Source organism: Hymenobacter ruricola (assembly GCF_015694525.1).
Lineage (GTDB): Bacteria > Bacteroidota > Bacteroidia > Cytophagales > Hymenobacteraceae > Hymenobacter > Hymenobacter ruricola.
Genome location: NZ_JADQDM010000018.1, coordinates 64362 through 80110 on the forward strand (window position 1 = coordinate 64362; position 15749 = coordinate 80110).

The following is a 15749-nucleotide window of genomic DNA, read 5'->3' on the forward strand; positions in this document are numbered from 1 at the left end:
ATTGAGAGAAAAACCCGTTTGTAATCAGCAAGGTACATGATGTTGCCAGTTGTCCAGCTACCGCCTACCCGCCGGCTCCGTACTTTCGTCTTATGACCGATACCGCCGCTCCCGCTCCCAAAAAGCTTTTCCTGCTCGACGCCTTTGCCCTGATTTACCGCTCGCACTTCGCCTTCAGCAAAAACCCGCGCATCAACTCCAAGGGCATGAACACCGGCGCCGTGCTCGGCTTCACCAACACGCTGGTGGAAGTGCTGCAAAAGGAAAAGCCCACGCACATCGGCGTGTGCTTTGACGCGGCCAAGAAGACCTTTCGCCACGAGCAGTTTGCCGAGTACAAGGCCCAGCGCCAGGCCATGCCCGAGGACATCGGCGTGGCCATTCCCTACATCAAGAAAATCATCCAGGGCTTCCACATTCCCATCCTGATGATGGACGGCTTCGAAGCCGACGACGTGATTGGCACGCTGGCGCAAAAGGCCGAAAAGGAGGGTTTCGAGGTGTTTATGATGACCCCCGATAAGGACTACTGCCAACTGGTGACGGAACACATCAAAATCTACCGCCCCGCCTTCATGGGCAACGCGGCCGAAATTCTGGACGTGGACCACGTGCTGGCCCGCTTCGAGATTGAGCGCGTGGAGCAGGTGATTGACATTCTGGGCCTGCAGGGCGACGCCAGCGACAACATTCCCGGCATCCCCGGCATCGGCGAAAAGACGGCCAAGGCCCTGATAAAGCAATACGGCTCGGTGGAGAACCTGATTGCCAACTCCGACCAGCTCAAAGGCAAGCAGCAGGAAAACGTGCGCAACTTTGCCGAGCAGGGCCTGATGAGCAAGGAGCTGGCCACCATCCATGTGAACGTGCCGCTGGAATTTGAGCCCGACAAGCTGGTGCTGGATGCGCCCGACGAAACCGTGCTGCGCGATTTGTTCGACGAGCTGGAGTTTCGCCAACTCTCGGCCCGCATTCTGAGCGGCGGCCCCGAGCGCACGCCGGCCCGCGTGGCCACGCCCGGCTCCAAGCCTACCCGCCAGCCGCGCGTGGCAGCCGGCCAAGCGTCTCTTTTCGGCAACCCCGGCGATGAGGCCGTGGCCATTGGCGCCGAGGAAGGCGGTGAGCCGTTCTCTGGCGGCCGTTTCGGCGCGCCCGCCGGCCCGCGCAAGCGCCTGGAAGACGTGCCCTACCACTACCACCTCATCGACACGCCGGAGCTGCGGCAGTCGCTGCTCCGCTTCCTGCTGCAGCAAACCGAAGTGAGCTTCGACACCGAAACCACCGGGCTGGACATCATGACGGCGCGGCTGGTGGGCCTGAGCTTCTGCTGGCTGCCGGGCGAGGCCTACTACGTGCCCGTGCCGACGGAGGACCCGGCCGCCGTGCAGGCCATCGTGGAGGAGTTCTGCCCGTTTTTCGAGGCCGAAAACATCCTGAAAATCGGCCAGAACGTGAAGTACGACCTCACCATTCTGCGCCACTACAACGTGGAAGTGAGCGGCCCGCTGTTCGACACCATGCTGGCCCACTACCTTATCGAGCCCGACATGCGCCACAACATGGACGTGCTGGCCGAAACCTACCTGCACTACACGCCCGTGAGCATTCTGGAGCTCATCGGGCCCAAGGGCAAGAAGCAGATTACCATGGCCGATGTGCCGCCCGCCCAAGTGAAAGACTACGCCTGCGAAGACGCCGACGTGACCCTGCAGCTCAAGCACGTCTTCGAGCCCATGCTGAAGGACCTGGGCCTGCTGGGCTTGCTGAACGACGTGGAAAACCCGCTGGTGCCGGTGCTCAGCAGCATCGAGTACGAGGGCGTGCGCATCGATTCCAACGCCATGAACGAGTACTCGGCCGAGCTGCAGGGCTACATCACGGAGCTGGAAGGCCAGATTTTCCGCGAGGCCGGGCAGGAGTTCAACATCGGCTCGCCGAAGCAGTTGGGCGAGGTGCTGTTCGACAAAATGGACATCGGCAAGGGCAAGATGAAAAAAACCAAAACCGGCCAGTACGCCACCGGCGAGGAAGTGCTGAGCCAGCTCGCCGCCGACAACCCCATTGCCGCCCTCATCCTCGAATACCGCCAGCTCACCAAGCTGCGCAGCACCTACGTGGAGGCCCTGCCCCAGCTCGTGAACAAGGCCGACGGCCGCGTGCACACCAACTTCAACCAGGCCGTGGCCGCCACCGGCCGCTTGTCCTCCACCAACCCCAACCTCCAAAACATCCCCATTCGCACGGAAAAGGGCCGCGAAATCCGCAAAGCCTTCGTGCCGCGCGACGAAAACCACGTGCTGCTGGCCGCCGACTACTCGCAGGTGGAGCTGCGCATCATGGCCGACTTCTCGGGCGACAAAACCATGATTGAGGCCTTCCGCCAGGGCCTCGACGTGCACACCAGCACGGCCAGCAAGGTCTTCAAGGTGCCCATGGACGCCGTGGACGCCGAGATGCGCCGCAAGGCCAAAACCGTCAATTTTGGCATCATCTACGGGATTTCGGCCTTCGGGCTGGCCCAGCGCATCGGCATCAGCCGCAAGGAAGCCACTGACATCATCGAGACCTACTTCCAGGAATTTCCATCGGTGAAGCAGTTCATGGACGAGAGCATCAACCGGGCCCGCGAGCTGGAATACGCCGAAACGCTGCTCAAGCGGCGGCGCTACCTGCGCGACATCAACTCGCGCAACGCCACGCTGCGCGGCTACACCGAGCGCAACGCCATCAACGCCCCCATCCAGGGCACGGCCGCCGACATCATCAAGATGGCCATGATTAACATCTACCACTGGCTGCGCGAGGAGAAGCTCCAGACCCGCATGATTCTGCAGGTGCACGACGAACTCGTCTTCGACGCCGTGAAGTCGGAAGTCGAATACATCACCCCCAAAATCAAGGAGCTGATGACGACGGCGCTGCTGCTGCCCCACGGCGTGCCGCTGGAAGTGGAAGTGGGCACCGGCCACAATTGGCTGCAAGCCCACTAACATCAGAATTTTTCTGAAGTTTTCTGGATTTGGTCGACCTTTGAGCCGCTTCCCGCCCAACCGGGGAGCGGCTCTGCTATGTTAATGGAATCCTTTGAAGTCGACAACTTCCGCAGCCTGAAGCACTTGAAACTGGAGAAGCTAGCGCGGGTGAATTTGCTGGTGGGGAAGAATAATTCGGGTAAGACGAGTGTGCTAGAAGGACTGTTTGTGATTGCAAATATTCGCAACCCATACTGGGTCCAAAATATTGAATCAACTCGTAACCTTAGTGCTGACAGGTCAGATTTCAGGCACTTATTCTATGGTTTCGACACTAGTAAATCTATTGCCTTATCAGGCACTTATTGTGGAGAAATAATAGAAGCTCAAGTGCCTATTGCAACTCTAAGCGCCGCTTTATCACTAGTCGACAGACATACATTGCTACCTAGAGAATTGGTTTACTATGAACGTCAACCTAACACTCCTAAAAACCCTCACGCACCAGATTCCTTGCTTGTAATCCTGCAAACACCCGAAGTTGATATTCCTATCGGCTTCGAGCTTAGGCGTTCATTCAAACAGGAATACATGGAACTATATCCTAGAGACAACAAAAGTAGAGCATATTTAGAGCAAGGTCCAGCTTTTATTGCAGGGCCTAGAAACTTAGCAAAGCTTCTAACTACCAGAAGTAACTTGTATTGGCTGAATGATGAATTGGAAGGATTAAAAGTTAATAAGGAAGAGAACCAACTGTTAGAAGTCTTACGCTCTCTTGATAAGAGAATTCAGAGAATAGAGTTGAGTCCAAGCGGTCAAATCTATCTTGATTTGGGGCAAGACTTCCGCACTCTTTTACCTCTTAATTTGATGGGAGAGGGTATTCAGCGTTTATTATCAATCATATCAGCTATTGCAAGCAATGCTGGTGGTATTGTGTTGATTGATGAGTTAGACAATGGTCTACACTATTCTGCTCTTCGGGTGCTTTGGAAAGGCATTTTACATGCTGCACTAGAATACAATGTGCAAATAATTGCTACCACGCACAGCGCCGAAGCGCTGCGCCACCTCACTTGGGTGCTGGATGAGGAAGAAAATGCCGGCTACCGCGACGATGTAGCTGCCTACACGCTCATCCGGGCCGAGGACGACACCGTGCGCAGCTACCGCCACGACTACGAGCAACTTGAGTATGCCATTGAACACGGCATCGAGGTGCGTAATTAATTCGGGGATAACATGGCAACCCGGCAGTTCAACATTTACGTGGAAGGCACCGACGACCACGACCTGGTTTTGGTGCTCGTGCAGCAACTGCGGGCCACCAGACCGCACCCGACCATCAAAAATACCCGCGAGGGGCAGATGGTGACAACTTACCTGATAGCCGATGCGACCGGCGACACGCTGTTAATTTCCAGCATTGGCGGATGGAAAAACCTGGGCAGTAAGCAGTCGTTTCCGCTTCGGCAAGCCCACGACTCAGGCGGCAAAACGCTCATCGTATTCGATGCCGATGAAGCGCCCGCCCAGCGGGCCGCCACCTTGCGGGCACAGATTGTGGCCGACGAACCGGCCCCGGCCCTGTTTCTTTTCCCCGGTCCTGACCAACCCAGCGAACTGGAAGACCTGCTCCTGCAACTGGTGCAGCCCGCGCACCAACCCGTGATGCTTTGCTACGACGGCTACGAGCACTGCTTACAACAATTGGTTGACAACGGGCAGGACTATTACAACACACCATCCAAAAAGCGGCGCATCTACGACTATGTGAACGTGATGCCATTGGAAGGCGCTGAATGGGAAAGGCACCACAAAAAAGGAGGCCAGAAGATTTTCGAGAACGCAAACCTGTGGGACCTAAATGCGCAAGCCATTCAACCGTTGCGCGATTTTCTTGACCGTGAACTCCCATAGCCCCTTGCCAGGCCGAGCGCCATCAATGCCCCCATTCAGGGCACGGCCGCCGACATCATCAAGATGGCCATGATTGACATCTACCCCACCGCTGCGCAAAGAGAAACTCCAGACCCACATGATTCTGCTCCACGGCGTGCCCTTGTAGGCACCGGCCACAACTGGCTGCAGGCCCACTAAAAAGCAACAAGCGAAGCACTGTTATCTAAGTGCTTCGCTTGTTGCTTTTTAGTGGGCCTGCAGCCAGACACTCCCTTGCAGGGCCGGCGCTGCGGCTTGGCTGGCGTTAGCTGGCCGGGGCTACGCCCCACAGCCGCCGCAAGTCATCGGCCGAACCGTTGAAAAAGTCGCGGTCGCAGAGGCCTATGCCGTCTACGGCGAAAGGGGGCACGCCCACGCCCGGTTTACCGTTGGTATGCTGCCAGAGCGTCCAGGTGGACCATTGGGCCGGGTGCGACGGTTCGGCCTCATCATCGGGCTGAGCTATCCACAGCCAGCATTGTTGGAGAATGGCGCTATTCTGGGCGCCATTTTGCAGCAAGTAGTCATTGAGGGCGTATAGCCCCGGGTAACGGCCGGTGGCCTGCTGCACGGCTTGGACAAAGTCTTCGGCCTGCTGCAGGGTCATGTTGTACTCCGCCCCCTTATAGAGGTCCTCAAAGTCCAGCGCCAACAAATCGGTAGGGCCGGGCTGCACCGTCTTCAGAAAAAATTCTGCCTGGGCGGCACCGTCCTCGTTGTGACCCATATGGTAGGCGCCCCACAGCAGGCCCTCGCGCAAGGCCAGCGGCTTCCGGCTGGCGTACATCGGGTCCGTAAAGTCAAGGCCCTCGGTGGCTTTGTGAATTACGCCCAGAATTCCGCTACTGGCCACAGCAACGAAATCAACGGTCATTTGTTGGTGATGCGAAATGTCTACTACGGCATCTATCATGATAAAAAGGGGGAAATAGTGTTGGTAATGAGCAACGGGCACAAGCTTCGGGCTTGCTTGCTGACGACACAAAGCACCGACTCACGGCGGCCTTATTTAAACGCGAAAACCCCTGAATTTTTAATCGGGTAGCATTCCCTGAATTGCCCGGGAAATCCCCTGTTTTTGCGCCCCCGTATTTTCCCGGGGGTGGGCGGCTGAGCGGGCCGTCAGGGCCTTTTTCTGCCCCGGCACGGGCTGGTGGCAGGCTGGTGCGCGGTTTGGGAATGTGGTGGCTCTTGGGCGGCCGGCCTACATTTAGGCTTTCTCAACCCTCATTTTATTTTCCAACCGTGTCAGACTTCATCGAACCGCGCCTGCTCAGCCAACATGACTATGAGAGCTTCACTTCTGCCTGGGAACTGCTGGTAAAGGGCACCCCTTCCCCGGACGGCCTCACCCTGGGCCAGGTGTTTGCGGCCCGCGACCAGGAGGCGCCCAACCCCATCGTGAACTACGTGTACCTGAGCAACAAGTACGCGGTGGCGCTGCTCTCGGCGGTGGGCACGGTGGCCATTCAGATAAAATTTGCGGTGGTGAGCCCGACTTTTCAGCCGGCGTTCAGCATTGTCATCTATGGCGTCGACAAGGACAACCAGCCCACTTCGGCCTACTACCTGGCGGGTGTGGCGGCGGACCCGGCCACCGTGCAAGTGGTGGTGGGCCCCACCCCGGACTCGCCGCCCGAGCTGGTGGGCCTCGATTTGGCGGGAAACTGGATACAAAACTGGCAGAACCTGGAAGCCAACGGAGTTTCCCTCGACGCGTCTGTGTTCACCTCAGTGTACGGGCCGCTGCTGGGCTACACCTACCCGCTGGACGACTTTCTGCAGGCCCTGTTCCCCGCCGGGCTGAACCTCGACAGCCAGGCGCTGTGGCTGTGCTTTGCCCTGCACAAATACAACAAGCCCAACGCCGTGGACGACACGTATTCCTACCTGTTCAGCACCGTGCTGGTGCTGAACGATTTGCCTGCCGAATACACTGCCCAGCGCGAGTCGCAGGACATCATCCTCTCGGCCGACGAGCTGTATTACGACGTGTCGCGGCCTTCGCCGCCGTATTAATGCGGCGAGGCGTTGAACGCGGTGCTGGCCCCGTGGGCCGGCACCGCCCCATTGCACTGGCCCGCGGCCGTCCCCGGCGGGCCGCACCGGAGGAAATATGTCGTTTTTAAATTACGCCCCGCTTTTGCTGGTTTTCGTGGCCGGCGCCGTGGGGGCCGCACGCTTCGGGCGCCTCGACCCCGCCTTGCGCTGCCTGGCGGGCCTGATTTTCTTTGAAATCTTCGTCGAGCTGCTGTCGCGGGCCGTGACGCCCAACCTGTTTGTGCTGCCGGCCGACACGATGGTGGAGTTTGGGGCGCTGGCCTGGATGTACCGCCGGGCGTTCTGGCCTTCGGCCCTGAGCCGCTGGCTGCCGGCGGTGGTGGCGGTGTTCGCGGCGGCCTCGCTGGTGTCGTACGCCGAGCCGGCCCGGCTGCTGCAGTTCAACACCGTGCAGCGCTTTGCCGAGAGCCTGCTGGTGCTGGGCCTGGTGCTGCGGTATTTCTACACCGTCATCCGCGAGCTGGCCATCGAGCACCTGGAGCGCGAGCCGTTGTTTTGGGTGTCGGTGGGCCTGCTGCTGTATTTTTCCGGCAATGTGTTCATCTTTATCTCCAGCAACTACGTCATTCAGCACTCCAAGACCCTGAGCCTGCGGCTGTGGGACGTGCACGCGCTGCTCTACATGGTGCTAAACGGTTTATATGCAGTTGCCTTGTGGATAAGTCCGTCGACCAGGAAATAGTCCGGCTGCTGTTCGGCGGCACCGTGGTGATGCTGCTGCTGGCCGCCGCGCTGGTGGCTTTTTTCCTGCTGTACCAGCGCAAGCTGGTCAGCCAGCAGCTGGCCCTGCAAACCATTCGGGGAGCGTACCAAAGAGAAGTGTTTGCCGCCGCCATCGAGGCCGAGGAGCGGGAGCGGCAGCGCATCGGCAACGACCTGCACGACGAAATCGGCTCGTCGCTGTCGGCGGCCAAAATGCTGATGGCGCAGCTGGAAGACTCCGTTTCGACCACCGCCAAAGAGCAGGAAGTGGTGGTGCTGGTGCAAAGCATCATCGGCAACTCGCTGCAGGACATCCGCAACATCTCGCAAAACCTGCACCCGGCCGTGCTGGCGCGCTTCGGCCTGAGCCAGGCCCTGCACAACCTGGGCCGCGTGTGCACCGAGGCCTTCCCTCACGGCGTGGAGGTGCAGGTGGAGCTGGCGGCCCCCCTGCCCTACGCCCACGAGCTGGCCCTCTACCGCATCGTGCAGGAGCTCATCAACAACGCCCTGAAGCACGCCCGGGCCTCGCGGGTGGTGGTGCAGCTGGCGCCGCAGCCCGCCGGCTTGGTCCTGACGGTGGCCGACGACGGCTGCGGTTTCGACCTGGCCCACGTGCAGGCCAGCAACGCGGGCGGGCTGGGCCTGAAAAGCCTGGCCGCCCGCGTCAGCCTGCTCGATGCCGCGCTGCACCTGGAAACGGCGGCGGGCCAGGGCACGCGGGTGCGCGTCACGGTGCCGCATCCGAGCTAAGCTGCTAGCTTTATGTCCATGTCTACTCTACCCCTCGTTCACATCTCGATTCTGGATGACCACCGGCTGTTTCGCCAGGGCATCACGTACATTCTGCAAAACCTGCCCTTCGCGACGGCGGTGCAAGAGGCCGCCACTTTCAGCGAGCTGCAGGCGCAGTTTGCCCAGCAGGTGCCCGACGTGCTGCTGCTGGACCTGCAAATGCCCGACATCAGCGGCATCGACGCCACCAAGCAGCTGCTGAAAGAGCACCCCGACCTGAAAATCATCGTGATATCCATGCACTCGACCGATGATTTTATTGCCCACATGCTCAAGCTGGGCGTGCGCAGCTACCTGCCCAAAGACGTGGACAAGCAGTTGCTGAGCACGGCCATTGCGGCGGTGGTGGCCGACGGGTACTATTTCACCGACGGCATCTCGCGGGCCATGATGCGCGGCTTGGCTTCGGGCACGCCCCCGAAGCCGTCGTTTCAGGCCACGGCCGCGGCATTCACCCCACGCGAAACGGAGGTGCTGACGCTGCTCTGCAAGGGCTACTCCACCAATAAAATCGCGGAGGCGCTTTTCATCAGCGACCGCACCGTGGAGGGCCACCGCAAAAGCCTGCTGGAAAAAACCAACACGCCGAATGCCGTCAGCCTGGCCCTCTACGCCGTGAAGCACGGCTTGCTGGCTATTGATTCCAACAGCACGCCGCCGCTGCCGTAAAGTACCGAGACGCGCCTCACATGCTGAAGCAAACGATTTTATGTTTTTGTGATGGACCTCACCACGCTTCACCACACCCTAAGCCAGCGCCGCCGCCCAGAAGACGTGGCCGAGCTGCTGCTGCCGCTTTTGCAGGACCACCTGGCGCCCGCTGAGTTAGCGACGCTGCAGCAAGCGGCGGCCAATTCGCTGCGGCGCAATGTCTGGCAGTACACGTCCATGCTGGAGGAATTCAGGCAGCCGGTGGGGGCGGACAAGCAAGCACTTAAGGCAGTTGAATTATTTGAATATCCGCGGCCCGCGGCCCCGGGCACTGCCTCTCCCGATTATGGCGACCCCGAGCAGGTGCGGCAACTCCTGCAGGAGCTGAGCCCTCGGCTGGCCAAGAACCTGGGGCATAGCAACTACCTGACCGACCGGCTCGACCGCAAAGGCCGGCAGGCCGCGGGCTTGGGTGAGTTGTCGCGCCGTCGCTACAACAAGCGCTTTCGGGCCCTGCGGCACTTGGAAGAGAAATTGCAGCAACTGGTATTTGCCGACCGGCAACGCCGCTTGCAAATGGTGAGCAAGCACGGCTTTGCGCATGAAATTTCTTACGCAGACTTTAGCCGGGACCTGTTCAGCGCAGCGTTCATTGCCTACTACACCGCCCGCTGCAATCTGCGGAGCACCTTCACCAACCAGGGCCAGGACCGGCCCTACGATGCCGTCGCGGACATGCTTTTTCAGCACTGCCGCGCCGGACGGCCGCCGGCGCCGGCCTGGTGGGCCATTGCCCACGTGTATGCGGCGCCGCCGGTGCTGGCCGAGCTACCCGATGCGCAGAAAGGCCAGCTGCTGGGCCGCTGGACCGCCTTGCTGCAAGAACTGGCGGAAGTGCTGCGGCAAATCTGGGCCGCCAATACGTTCCGGCGCGATTCCATGGTGGTCAAGCAAGGCGACGATTCTTCTACGTGGAACATCACGGCCGGCGCCTGGAACAAAGCGCGTGACAACTGGATAAACCTGCTATACGCCCTGGGAATGGAGTTCGTGCTCGACGACTTGTGCCCGGGCAAAGTGTTGCGCCTGATGGCCGCCGATGTCGTGTTCTGGCACAGGCAGACGGGAGGCCAGCTGGACCCCAACACGGTGGTATGGGCCGAGTTGCCGTTGCCGTGGGAAGTGCTGAGCGGCCCGGCGCACTGCACCCGCGACACAGTGGCCGCCGCCTGCGCCCGGGCCGGCCTCGACGCGGCAAAATCGGGCTGGCGCCACGCCCCCACCAAATCGTGCCGTTTCGCCCCACCCCGGAGCTCGTCAACGGCGTAAGCATCAGCAATCCATATCTTGCGCTGGTATTGCGCAAAAACAACGTGTTTTCGGGGAAGCTGCCGTTTCCCCACTAATCTGTTTCGTCATAAGGATAAGGTAGTTCAGTGGAAGAATTTCCGGCTCTGTCACCCGGTTGGACGCTGGTTCGAGCCCAGCCCTTATCCCGCTTCTGGCATAGCTCAGTGGAAGAGCACCCGGCTCTCGGTCCGGGCGGACGCTGGTTCGAGCCCAGCTGTCAGAACTTCATCAGGCCCCGGAAAGCCCGAAGCATCAGAAGCTTGGGGCTTTTCGTTTCCATCAGAACGACTATTCCTGGCATTCGCCCTGCGACTCGGGCTGACGCTGCTTCCGGGCTCCCCTGTAGACGCTCCGTGTGATGGGCTTGGCAGATGCGGAGCTTCTGCGTTGCATTTGCAGCTGTGGGGTTTTTATTGCCCACCGCAACGCCGTGCTCGCCGTATAGCTATACGTTCCTTCAGCCCACCCCACTCGTCATGCCGCAGCAACCCCACACCTCCACCCTGCAAAATGTGGCCCGCGGCGTGCTGGGCACGTTCATGGTCTTTGCCGGCACCGGCCACCTCACCTTTGCGCGGCGCGAGTTTCAGGCGCAGGTGCCCGACATTGTGCCCGGCAACAAGGATACCACCGTGCTGGCTTCGGGCGTGGTGGAAATTGGCCTGGGGCTGGCGCTGCTACTTCTGAAAGGCAAAAACCGGCGACGCATGGGCATCGGGCTGGCGGCCTTCTACGCGGCGGTGTTTCCCGGCAACGTGCACCAATACACGCATCACATTTCCGCCTTCGGCCTTGATACCGATGCCAAGCGGCTGGCCCGGCTGTTTTTTCAGCCCGTGCTGATGGGCGCGGCGTTGTATTCGACCGGCGCCCTCGATGCTGCGCAGCGGCAGAAGCCCGCCGCGTCTCTTCCAAAATATCGGGCAGGCAAGGCCGTCTGATTGAGATAAACAATATTATGACTAGCATACCTCCAATGGACCGGCCCAACCAGAAAGGCGTGGTGGCCGAGCTAACCAGCCTGCTCACCAAGGCCAATGCCCACGCCACCTTCGAGGAGGCTTGTGCCGACCTGACGCCCAAGCTCTGGAACCAGCACGTGCCGGACGTGCCCTACACCATCTGGCAGTTGGTGGAGCACGTGCGCATTGCGCAGTGGGACATCGTGGAGTTTTGCGTGGAGCCCGAGCACGAGTCGCCGAAATGGCCGGAAGGCTACTGGCCCGCCCCGGATGCCACCGCCGACGAGGAGCAGTGGCAGGAAGCCCTGGACCACATCCGGCAGGACCGCCAGCGCTTCCTCCACCTGCTGCACGCGCCCGGTACTAACCTGCTGTCGCCCCTCCCCCACGGCACTGGCCAAACCCTCCTGCGCGAGGCCATGCTCATTGCCGACCACACCGCCTACCACACCGGCGAAATCATCCTGATTCGGCGGCTGCTACTGTCAATTATCGAAGTAAATGGGAATAGAGCGAAGTAATTGGGAATAAAGCGGAGTAGTTGGGAATAACACACCCACAAATTGCCGTAAAAAATACACCATCGGCTCACAAACTTCTTGTATAACAACAGCTATTAGGACAACAATTTATTCAGGATAGCATAATATTTATTACAAAAATTATTTCGACAACTCAATCTATATGCTATAAGCGGATAGAGCACATTTAGCCAATCCTTACACTTAAAACGCGAATACTTGCATGGAAATACTGTATAAGCTTATAAATGTTGGTGAAGCAATCCATGATAGTAGTATCGGGGCGTATCGCATAGTATGCTATTTTCAACCTTGGCTAATATTAAGCAACACCCCGGCTAGCGAAGAAATTGTAAGTCATGCCATTAATAGCACACTCGCTGGCAACCTCATCTGCGGTACAATATGGACTAGAAGCAAGCCATTTAATGAGATAGAATGCCTTTTAACAAATGAATATGAAGCAATTACTATCGAGCAAGGTATTATACACGCCCGCCGTTTGAAAGACTTATTCAATCTGAATAAATTATCACATTCGAAATTTTGGGCTAACCAGGAAAACACATGGGTAGTGCAATTAAAACACAACAATAAAATATTCATAATAACTTATTTTGAATTGTTGCGCGCATGTTTCTATGCAACAAGTCGCCGAGCCACGGATTTTTTCTTTTCTCAAAATTCGATTAGCTCGCTCTGCATTCCTCTTGAGTTTCCAAATGCAAGCAACCTGTTCACTGCGAGATACTGTATAGCCACTGAGAAATGTACAGCATCAGAAGCTCGTCTAATAGGCAACCTCCTATTCGACCCAAAGCTTCTTTATGCATTCAACTTATCACAAGCATACTGGCGCAACAGTATTTCTCAAATAAATGCTGGCACACAAGATAAGAGGAGCACTATACCTGTGGGTGATTTTAGCAGCTTTTCATTCATTTCAACAGGGCAAAGCATTTTATATGAATCCAACGAATACTTCTGGGTGAACAACTTAGAGGTCACTAACTACAAATATGAGTTCAATGCACTCCTTTTTTATCCGATTTATACTAGCTCAAAAAAAGACTCATCACGCAATTTAAAACAAGCAGTAGATGAAGACGCTTATCAACCAAAGTGTCCCGATATACTTCAGCTAACTCACCAGCAATCTTTTAAGTCTGAAATGAAATGCTGCTTAGCGAAGGCCATGAAGGATTCGGACAGCAAATGGCTTTATGCCATTCGTAAATCCGGTACGCTTCCTTTGGTTATACGCAGGTTTCCCTGGGCATCCCTATTGCCGCGCTCTTCCGATTTAGACACAAGTGAAAGATTATTGAAAGAATCAGTTCAGCGCTCTAATTTATTTTTCGCGACTAAAGCTTTTCACACTCACAGATTTCATAGACTAATAACCGCATTTAAATCAAACAAATTTACAATCAAACCAATATCAATAAACAATTCAGATAATGTTTTTGGACGAAATGTATCCGTTCTTCCAATCAATAGACATTCTCCTTTACCGATAACACTGTATGAAAAACAGATAAGTTGTTTCTCTTGCATAGAAATGCATTTAGACAATACGCCCTTTTACATCGCTCAGCCTTTTCCTGAATCAAACCCAGAATTAGCAATACTTTTTATCAAGCAAAACCTTATTCAACCAAAGCCCTCAGAGTGGAATGAGCTATTGAGTTGTATTGTACCTGTTCGTAACAGGTTTGGTTTAACGTCTTTTTATAAAAGCATTCACTATACAAAATTTAAGCAGGCATCAAACAACACCGCTTTTCTTGCTATTCCCATTCCATGCGAAACGGTTACAGTGCCGTTTTGCATTGATTTGGTTAACCATGTCATAGATAGATTTAGAAAGAGATTGCAGTTTGTTCTAGCTACACTTTTGAAATACCCTGACGGGGCATCAATACGACATCAAAATAAGATAAGATTTTTAAGCCGTAACATATGCACTACTCCTGACGCATCGTGGTTGGTCCGCATTTATTATTTATGGAATTAGCTATTCAAGCCAATTGAGCTATCGGTCGCAAGGTCCGCTTCTACGCGTCGAAGTAAGTCGGATGCCTCTATCCGCAAGGCTGAAGCCAAGCGAAAGATAGTAGTGAGGGAGGGCTGCTTACTTCCCGTCTCTAGTTGAGAGATAAAGGTGCGGTCTAGCTTCGCTTCATCAGCAAGTGCTTCTTGGGAAAGGCCCAACTCCTTACGCATCTGCTTGATGACCAGCCCAAAAACCTTAATCGGCTCACCGCTCATATAAGCGGCAAGCTACAGGCTTGTTATACCCCCTTGTTGTTGTCAGTAGTCTACAAAAAAGGCGTAAATTGCGCGTTCAACACATGAATGAAAGAAGTGACATCCACCGTTTTTCCAGCAGCCGTGCAGCCTAATGCGCATCCCGTTGCTCATTTTATCACCCAGATAAAGGGCGTTAATGAGGACCAGGAACCTCTTGAGGTAGAAATTATTATTCGCCGAAAATCTGTTCCCGCACCTACAATCGATAAAGAGGAAATGCTCTTGCCAAAGTCCGGCCGGAAAAGCAGCCCCTATATCCACTCATTCACCACCAACTTCAGTGAAGCCAATAAGAGGGGGCTAGACAATCTGTCTTACTGGAGCACTGGACGCCGGAGGTCAAAGACATTTCTCATCAATCAAGCGTTGGAACAGTACTTGGTCAAGTTCAAGGAATCCCAACACGACATCCCTCACGAGGATGCTTGAGCACTCTTTAAATCTCGAAGAATTCGTAAGCCGATATGTGGAAATTTTTCAGGCTGTATTGTAGTACATCGGCTAATCTATTTTCAGCTGCTCATTTCGGAATAAGTGCTGGTGCAGCAAGAGTTGCTGATACCGCATGACATCCTGTTCTAGAACAGATTGATTAACATGAAACCGCGGGTCTTTGGCGGGCTTGATTTCGTACGTGTAAACCGTAAGCAAAGCATCAAGCAGAATAAATAGCCTAACGCAGTTCGACTGGGTGGCAAACGTTTGGTCAGTAAGTAGGTGTGCGGCTAAATGCCGGCTAAAGTTGGCGTAAGCCGAACCCGTAGCCGAATTCAGGTACAGATGGTTCGTTAAAATAGCCTGGCTAGCTCGCACGTACACGTCGTGGAATAATACGTTGCTGGGGTTGGGCTGTCGCAGATATGAGTTCCCCACGAACTTACGCACTACCTCAAAATCAGGCTTGGCTTTCGGACCCGTGCCATCAAAACCACTCCAGCGCAGAATAAGACCTTCCACGATGGGCACCAGGCTTAGGAAGGAACTGATATAATTCTCTTGGTAATACGACAAGATAGCCGCCTCGACCAAGGGCACGAAAGACTGAAACGCAGGGAAATTCTCAAACCCCTGTTTCAGGATAGCGAACATCTTCGGCAACGTAAAAATGCCGCCTAGATAAGCCAGGATAGTACTTTCGGAAGTAGGCAGTTTCGATGCCAATTGCTCGATTCTGCGGAACTCAGCCACAGTTATAGTAGGTGGAGCGAGTAGCGCGTAATCCGCCAGTTGCTGATTCAGTGCCAGCAAATCCGTTATCTCCGAATTGGAAGTGGTCGAAACGTGCGGGCGCTGGGCATACCAGTCACGCTCTTGCCGGCCCGCAGCTTTGGCTTTTTCATACACCAGCGCGCTTACCTTACTCCACATGGTGCTGTCCATACCAAGTGTTGTTTTCACATCCGTAACCGGTGCATTAACCTGTAGAAGAGCAAATGCCTGAACGGCAAGGTCGGCGGCCGTAATTTTAACCATAATTG

Annotated in this window: 16 protein-coding genes and 2 tRNA genes; 15 read left to right on the top strand and 3 right to left on the bottom strand. The window is 55.9% G+C overall.

Features of this window, described 5'->3' with window-relative positions; translation table 11 throughout:
* Nucleotides 1-92: 92 nt before the first annotated feature.
* The 4 genes from polA (at nucleotide 93) to I2H31_RS25845 (ending at nucleotide 5075) form a co-directional block, all read left to right on the top strand.
* Nucleotides 93-2990 (top strand): DNA polymerase I, encoded by a 2898-nt coding sequence (gene polA, locus I2H31_RS21830; protein WP_196295185.1) that lies wholly within the window; start codon nucleotides 93-95, stop codon nucleotides 2988-2990.
* A gap of 84 nt (nucleotides 2991-3074) precedes the next feature.
* Nucleotides 3075-4205 (top strand): AAA family ATPase, encoded by a 1131-nt coding sequence (locus I2H31_RS21835; RefSeq protein ID WP_196295186.1) that lies wholly within the window; start codon nucleotides 3075-3077, stop codon nucleotides 4203-4205.
* A 12-nt stretch (nucleotides 4206-4217) separates the two neighbouring features.
* The gene (locus tag I2H31_RS21840) at nucleotides 4218-4895 is read left to right on the top strand and encodes a DUF3226 domain-containing protein (RefSeq protein WP_196295187.1); all 678 of its coding nucleotides are present in this window, start codon (nucleotides 4218-4220) and stop codon (nucleotides 4893-4895) included.
* A 54-nt stretch (nucleotides 4896-4949) separates the two neighbouring features.
* Nucleotides 4950-5075 (top strand): hypothetical protein, encoded by a 126-nt coding sequence (locus tag I2H31_RS25845; RefSeq protein WP_394368978.1) that lies wholly within the window; start codon nucleotides 4950-4952, stop codon nucleotides 5073-5075.
* A gap of 106 nt (nucleotides 5076-5181) precedes the next feature.
* Here the strand turns inward: I2H31_RS25845 and I2H31_RS21850 are convergent, their stop codons facing one another.
* Nucleotides 5182-5829 (bottom strand): glycoside hydrolase family 25 protein, encoded by a 648-nt coding sequence (locus tag I2H31_RS21850; RefSeq protein ID WP_196295188.1) that lies wholly within the window; start codon nucleotides 5827-5829, stop codon nucleotides 5182-5184.
* Between the two features lie 332 nt (nucleotides 5830-6161).
* Between I2H31_RS21850 and I2H31_RS21855 the strand changes: the two genes are divergently transcribed.
* From I2H31_RS21855 to I2H31_RS21900, 10 genes are all read left to right on the top strand, one after another.
* The gene (locus tag I2H31_RS21855; RefSeq protein WP_196295189.1) at nucleotides 6162-6935 is read left to right on the top strand and encodes a hypothetical protein; all 774 of its coding nucleotides are present in this window, start codon (nucleotides 6162-6164) and stop codon (nucleotides 6933-6935) included.
* A 97-nt stretch (nucleotides 6936-7032) separates the two neighbouring features.
* Nucleotides 7033-7659 (top strand): hypothetical protein, encoded by a 627-nt coding sequence (locus tag I2H31_RS21860; RefSeq protein WP_196295190.1) that lies wholly within the window; start codon nucleotides 7033-7035, stop codon nucleotides 7657-7659.
* Entirely contained in the window at nucleotides 7632-8432 is an 801-nt protein-coding gene (locus I2H31_RS21865) for a sensor histidine kinase (protein ID WP_196295191.1), read from the top strand. The genes I2H31_RS21860 and I2H31_RS21865 overlap by 28 nt, the downstream gene beginning before the upstream one ends.
* A gap of 18 nt (nucleotides 8433-8450) precedes the next feature.
* A complete protein-coding gene (locus tag I2H31_RS21870) occupies nucleotides 8451-9143 on the top strand; it encodes a response regulator transcription factor (RefSeq protein ID WP_196295192.1) in 693 nt (230 codons plus the stop codon).
* A 48-nt stretch (nucleotides 9144-9191) separates the two neighbouring features.
* The gene (locus I2H31_RS21875; RefSeq protein ID WP_230687978.1) at nucleotides 9192-10454 is read left to right on the top strand and encodes a hypothetical protein; all 1263 of its coding nucleotides are present in this window, start codon (nucleotides 9192-9194) and stop codon (nucleotides 10452-10454) included.
* A 93-nt stretch (nucleotides 10455-10547) separates the two neighbouring features.
* Nucleotides 10548-10621: transfer RNA gene (locus I2H31_RS21880), tRNA-Gln, on the top strand.
* Between the two features lie 4 nt (nucleotides 10622-10625).
* Nucleotides 10626-10698: transfer RNA gene (locus I2H31_RS21885), tRNA-Glu, on the top strand.
* A gap of 253 nt (nucleotides 10699-10951) precedes the next feature.
* On the top strand, nucleotides 10952-11416 hold the full coding sequence (locus I2H31_RS21890) for a DoxX family protein (RefSeq protein ID WP_196295193.1): 465 nt from the start codon (nucleotides 10952-10954) through the stop codon (nucleotides 11414-11416).
* Nucleotides 11417-11433: 17 nt separating this feature from the next.
* Complete coding sequence (locus I2H31_RS21895; protein WP_230687979.1) at nucleotides 11434-11958, top strand: DinB family protein; 525 nt, start codon at nucleotides 11434-11436, stop codon at nucleotides 11956-11958.
* A 223-nt stretch (nucleotides 11959-12181) separates the two neighbouring features.
* Nucleotides 12182-13975: a hypothetical protein gene (locus tag I2H31_RS21900; protein ID WP_196295194.1), complete on the top strand. Its 1794-nt coding sequence runs from the start codon at nucleotides 12182-12184 to the stop codon at nucleotides 13973-13975.
* On the opposite strand, the gene I2H31_RS25850 is transcribed toward I2H31_RS21900, so the two are convergent.
* Entirely contained in the window at nucleotides 13972-14229 is a 258-nt protein-coding gene (locus I2H31_RS25850; protein WP_196295195.1) for a helix-turn-helix domain-containing protein, read from the bottom strand. The genes I2H31_RS21900 and I2H31_RS25850 overlap by 4 nt on opposite strands.
* Before the next feature lie 87 nt (nucleotides 14230-14316).
* On the opposite strand from I2H31_RS25850, the gene I2H31_RS21910 reads away from it, so the two are divergent.
* Entirely contained in the window at nucleotides 14317-14700 is a 384-nt protein-coding gene (locus I2H31_RS21910) for a ribbon-helix-helix domain-containing protein (protein ID WP_196295196.1), read from the top strand.
* A 72-nt stretch (nucleotides 14701-14772) separates the two neighbouring features.
* Here I2H31_RS21910 and I2H31_RS21915 read toward each other — a convergent pair whose 3' ends face one another.
* Nucleotides 14773-15744 (bottom strand): hypothetical protein, encoded by a 972-nt coding sequence (locus I2H31_RS21915; protein WP_196295197.1) that lies wholly within the window; start codon nucleotides 15742-15744, stop codon nucleotides 14773-14775.
* Nucleotides 15745-15749 lie beyond the last annotated feature (5 nt).

Excerpts from the sequence above, each read along its gene's own strand:
- I2H31_RS21840 (WP_196295187.1), top strand. The coding sequence starts at position 4,218 with ATGGCAACCCGGCAGTTCAACATTTACGTGGAAGGCACCGACGACCAC.
- I2H31_RS21890 (WP_196295193.1), top strand. The coding sequence starts at position 10,952 with ATGCCGCAGCAACCCCACACCTCCACCCTGCAAAATGTGGCCCGCGGC.
- I2H31_RS21835 (WP_196295186.1), top strand. The coding sequence starts at position 3,075 with ATGGAATCCTTTGAAGTCGACAACTTCCGCAGCCTGAAGCACTTGAAA.
- I2H31_RS21915 (WP_196295197.1), bottom strand. The coding sequence starts at position 15,744 with ATGGTTAAAATTACGGCCGCCGACCTTGCCGTTCAGGCATTTGCTCTT.
- I2H31_RS21850 (WP_196295188.1), bottom strand. The coding sequence starts at position 5,829 with ATGATAGATGCCGTAGTAGACATTTCGCATCACCAACAAATGACCGTT.
- I2H31_RS21895 (WP_230687979.1), top strand. The coding sequence starts at position 11,434 with ATGACTAGCATACCTCCAATGGACCGGCCCAACCAGAAAGGCGTGGTG.
- I2H31_RS21870 (WP_196295192.1), top strand. The coding sequence starts at position 8,451 with ATGTCTACTCTACCCCTCGTTCACATCTCGATTCTGGATGACCACCGG.
- I2H31_RS25850 (WP_196295195.1), bottom strand. The coding sequence starts at position 14,229 with ATGAGCGGTGAGCCGATTAAGGTTTTTGGGCTGGTCATCAAGCAGATG.
- I2H31_RS21900 (WP_196295194.1), top strand. The coding sequence starts at position 12,182 with ATGGAAATACTGTATAAGCTTATAAATGTTGGTGAAGCAATCCATGAT.
- polA (WP_196295185.1), top strand. The coding sequence starts at position 93 with ATGACCGATACCGCCGCTCCCGCTCCCAAAAAGCTTTTCCTGCTCGAC.
- I2H31_RS21910 (WP_196295196.1), top strand. The coding sequence starts at position 14,317 with ATGAAAGAAGTGACATCCACCGTTTTTCCAGCAGCCGTGCAGCCTAAT.
- I2H31_RS21860 (WP_196295190.1), top strand. The coding sequence starts at position 7,033 with ATGTCGTTTTTAAATTACGCCCCGCTTTTGCTGGTTTTCGTGGCCGGC.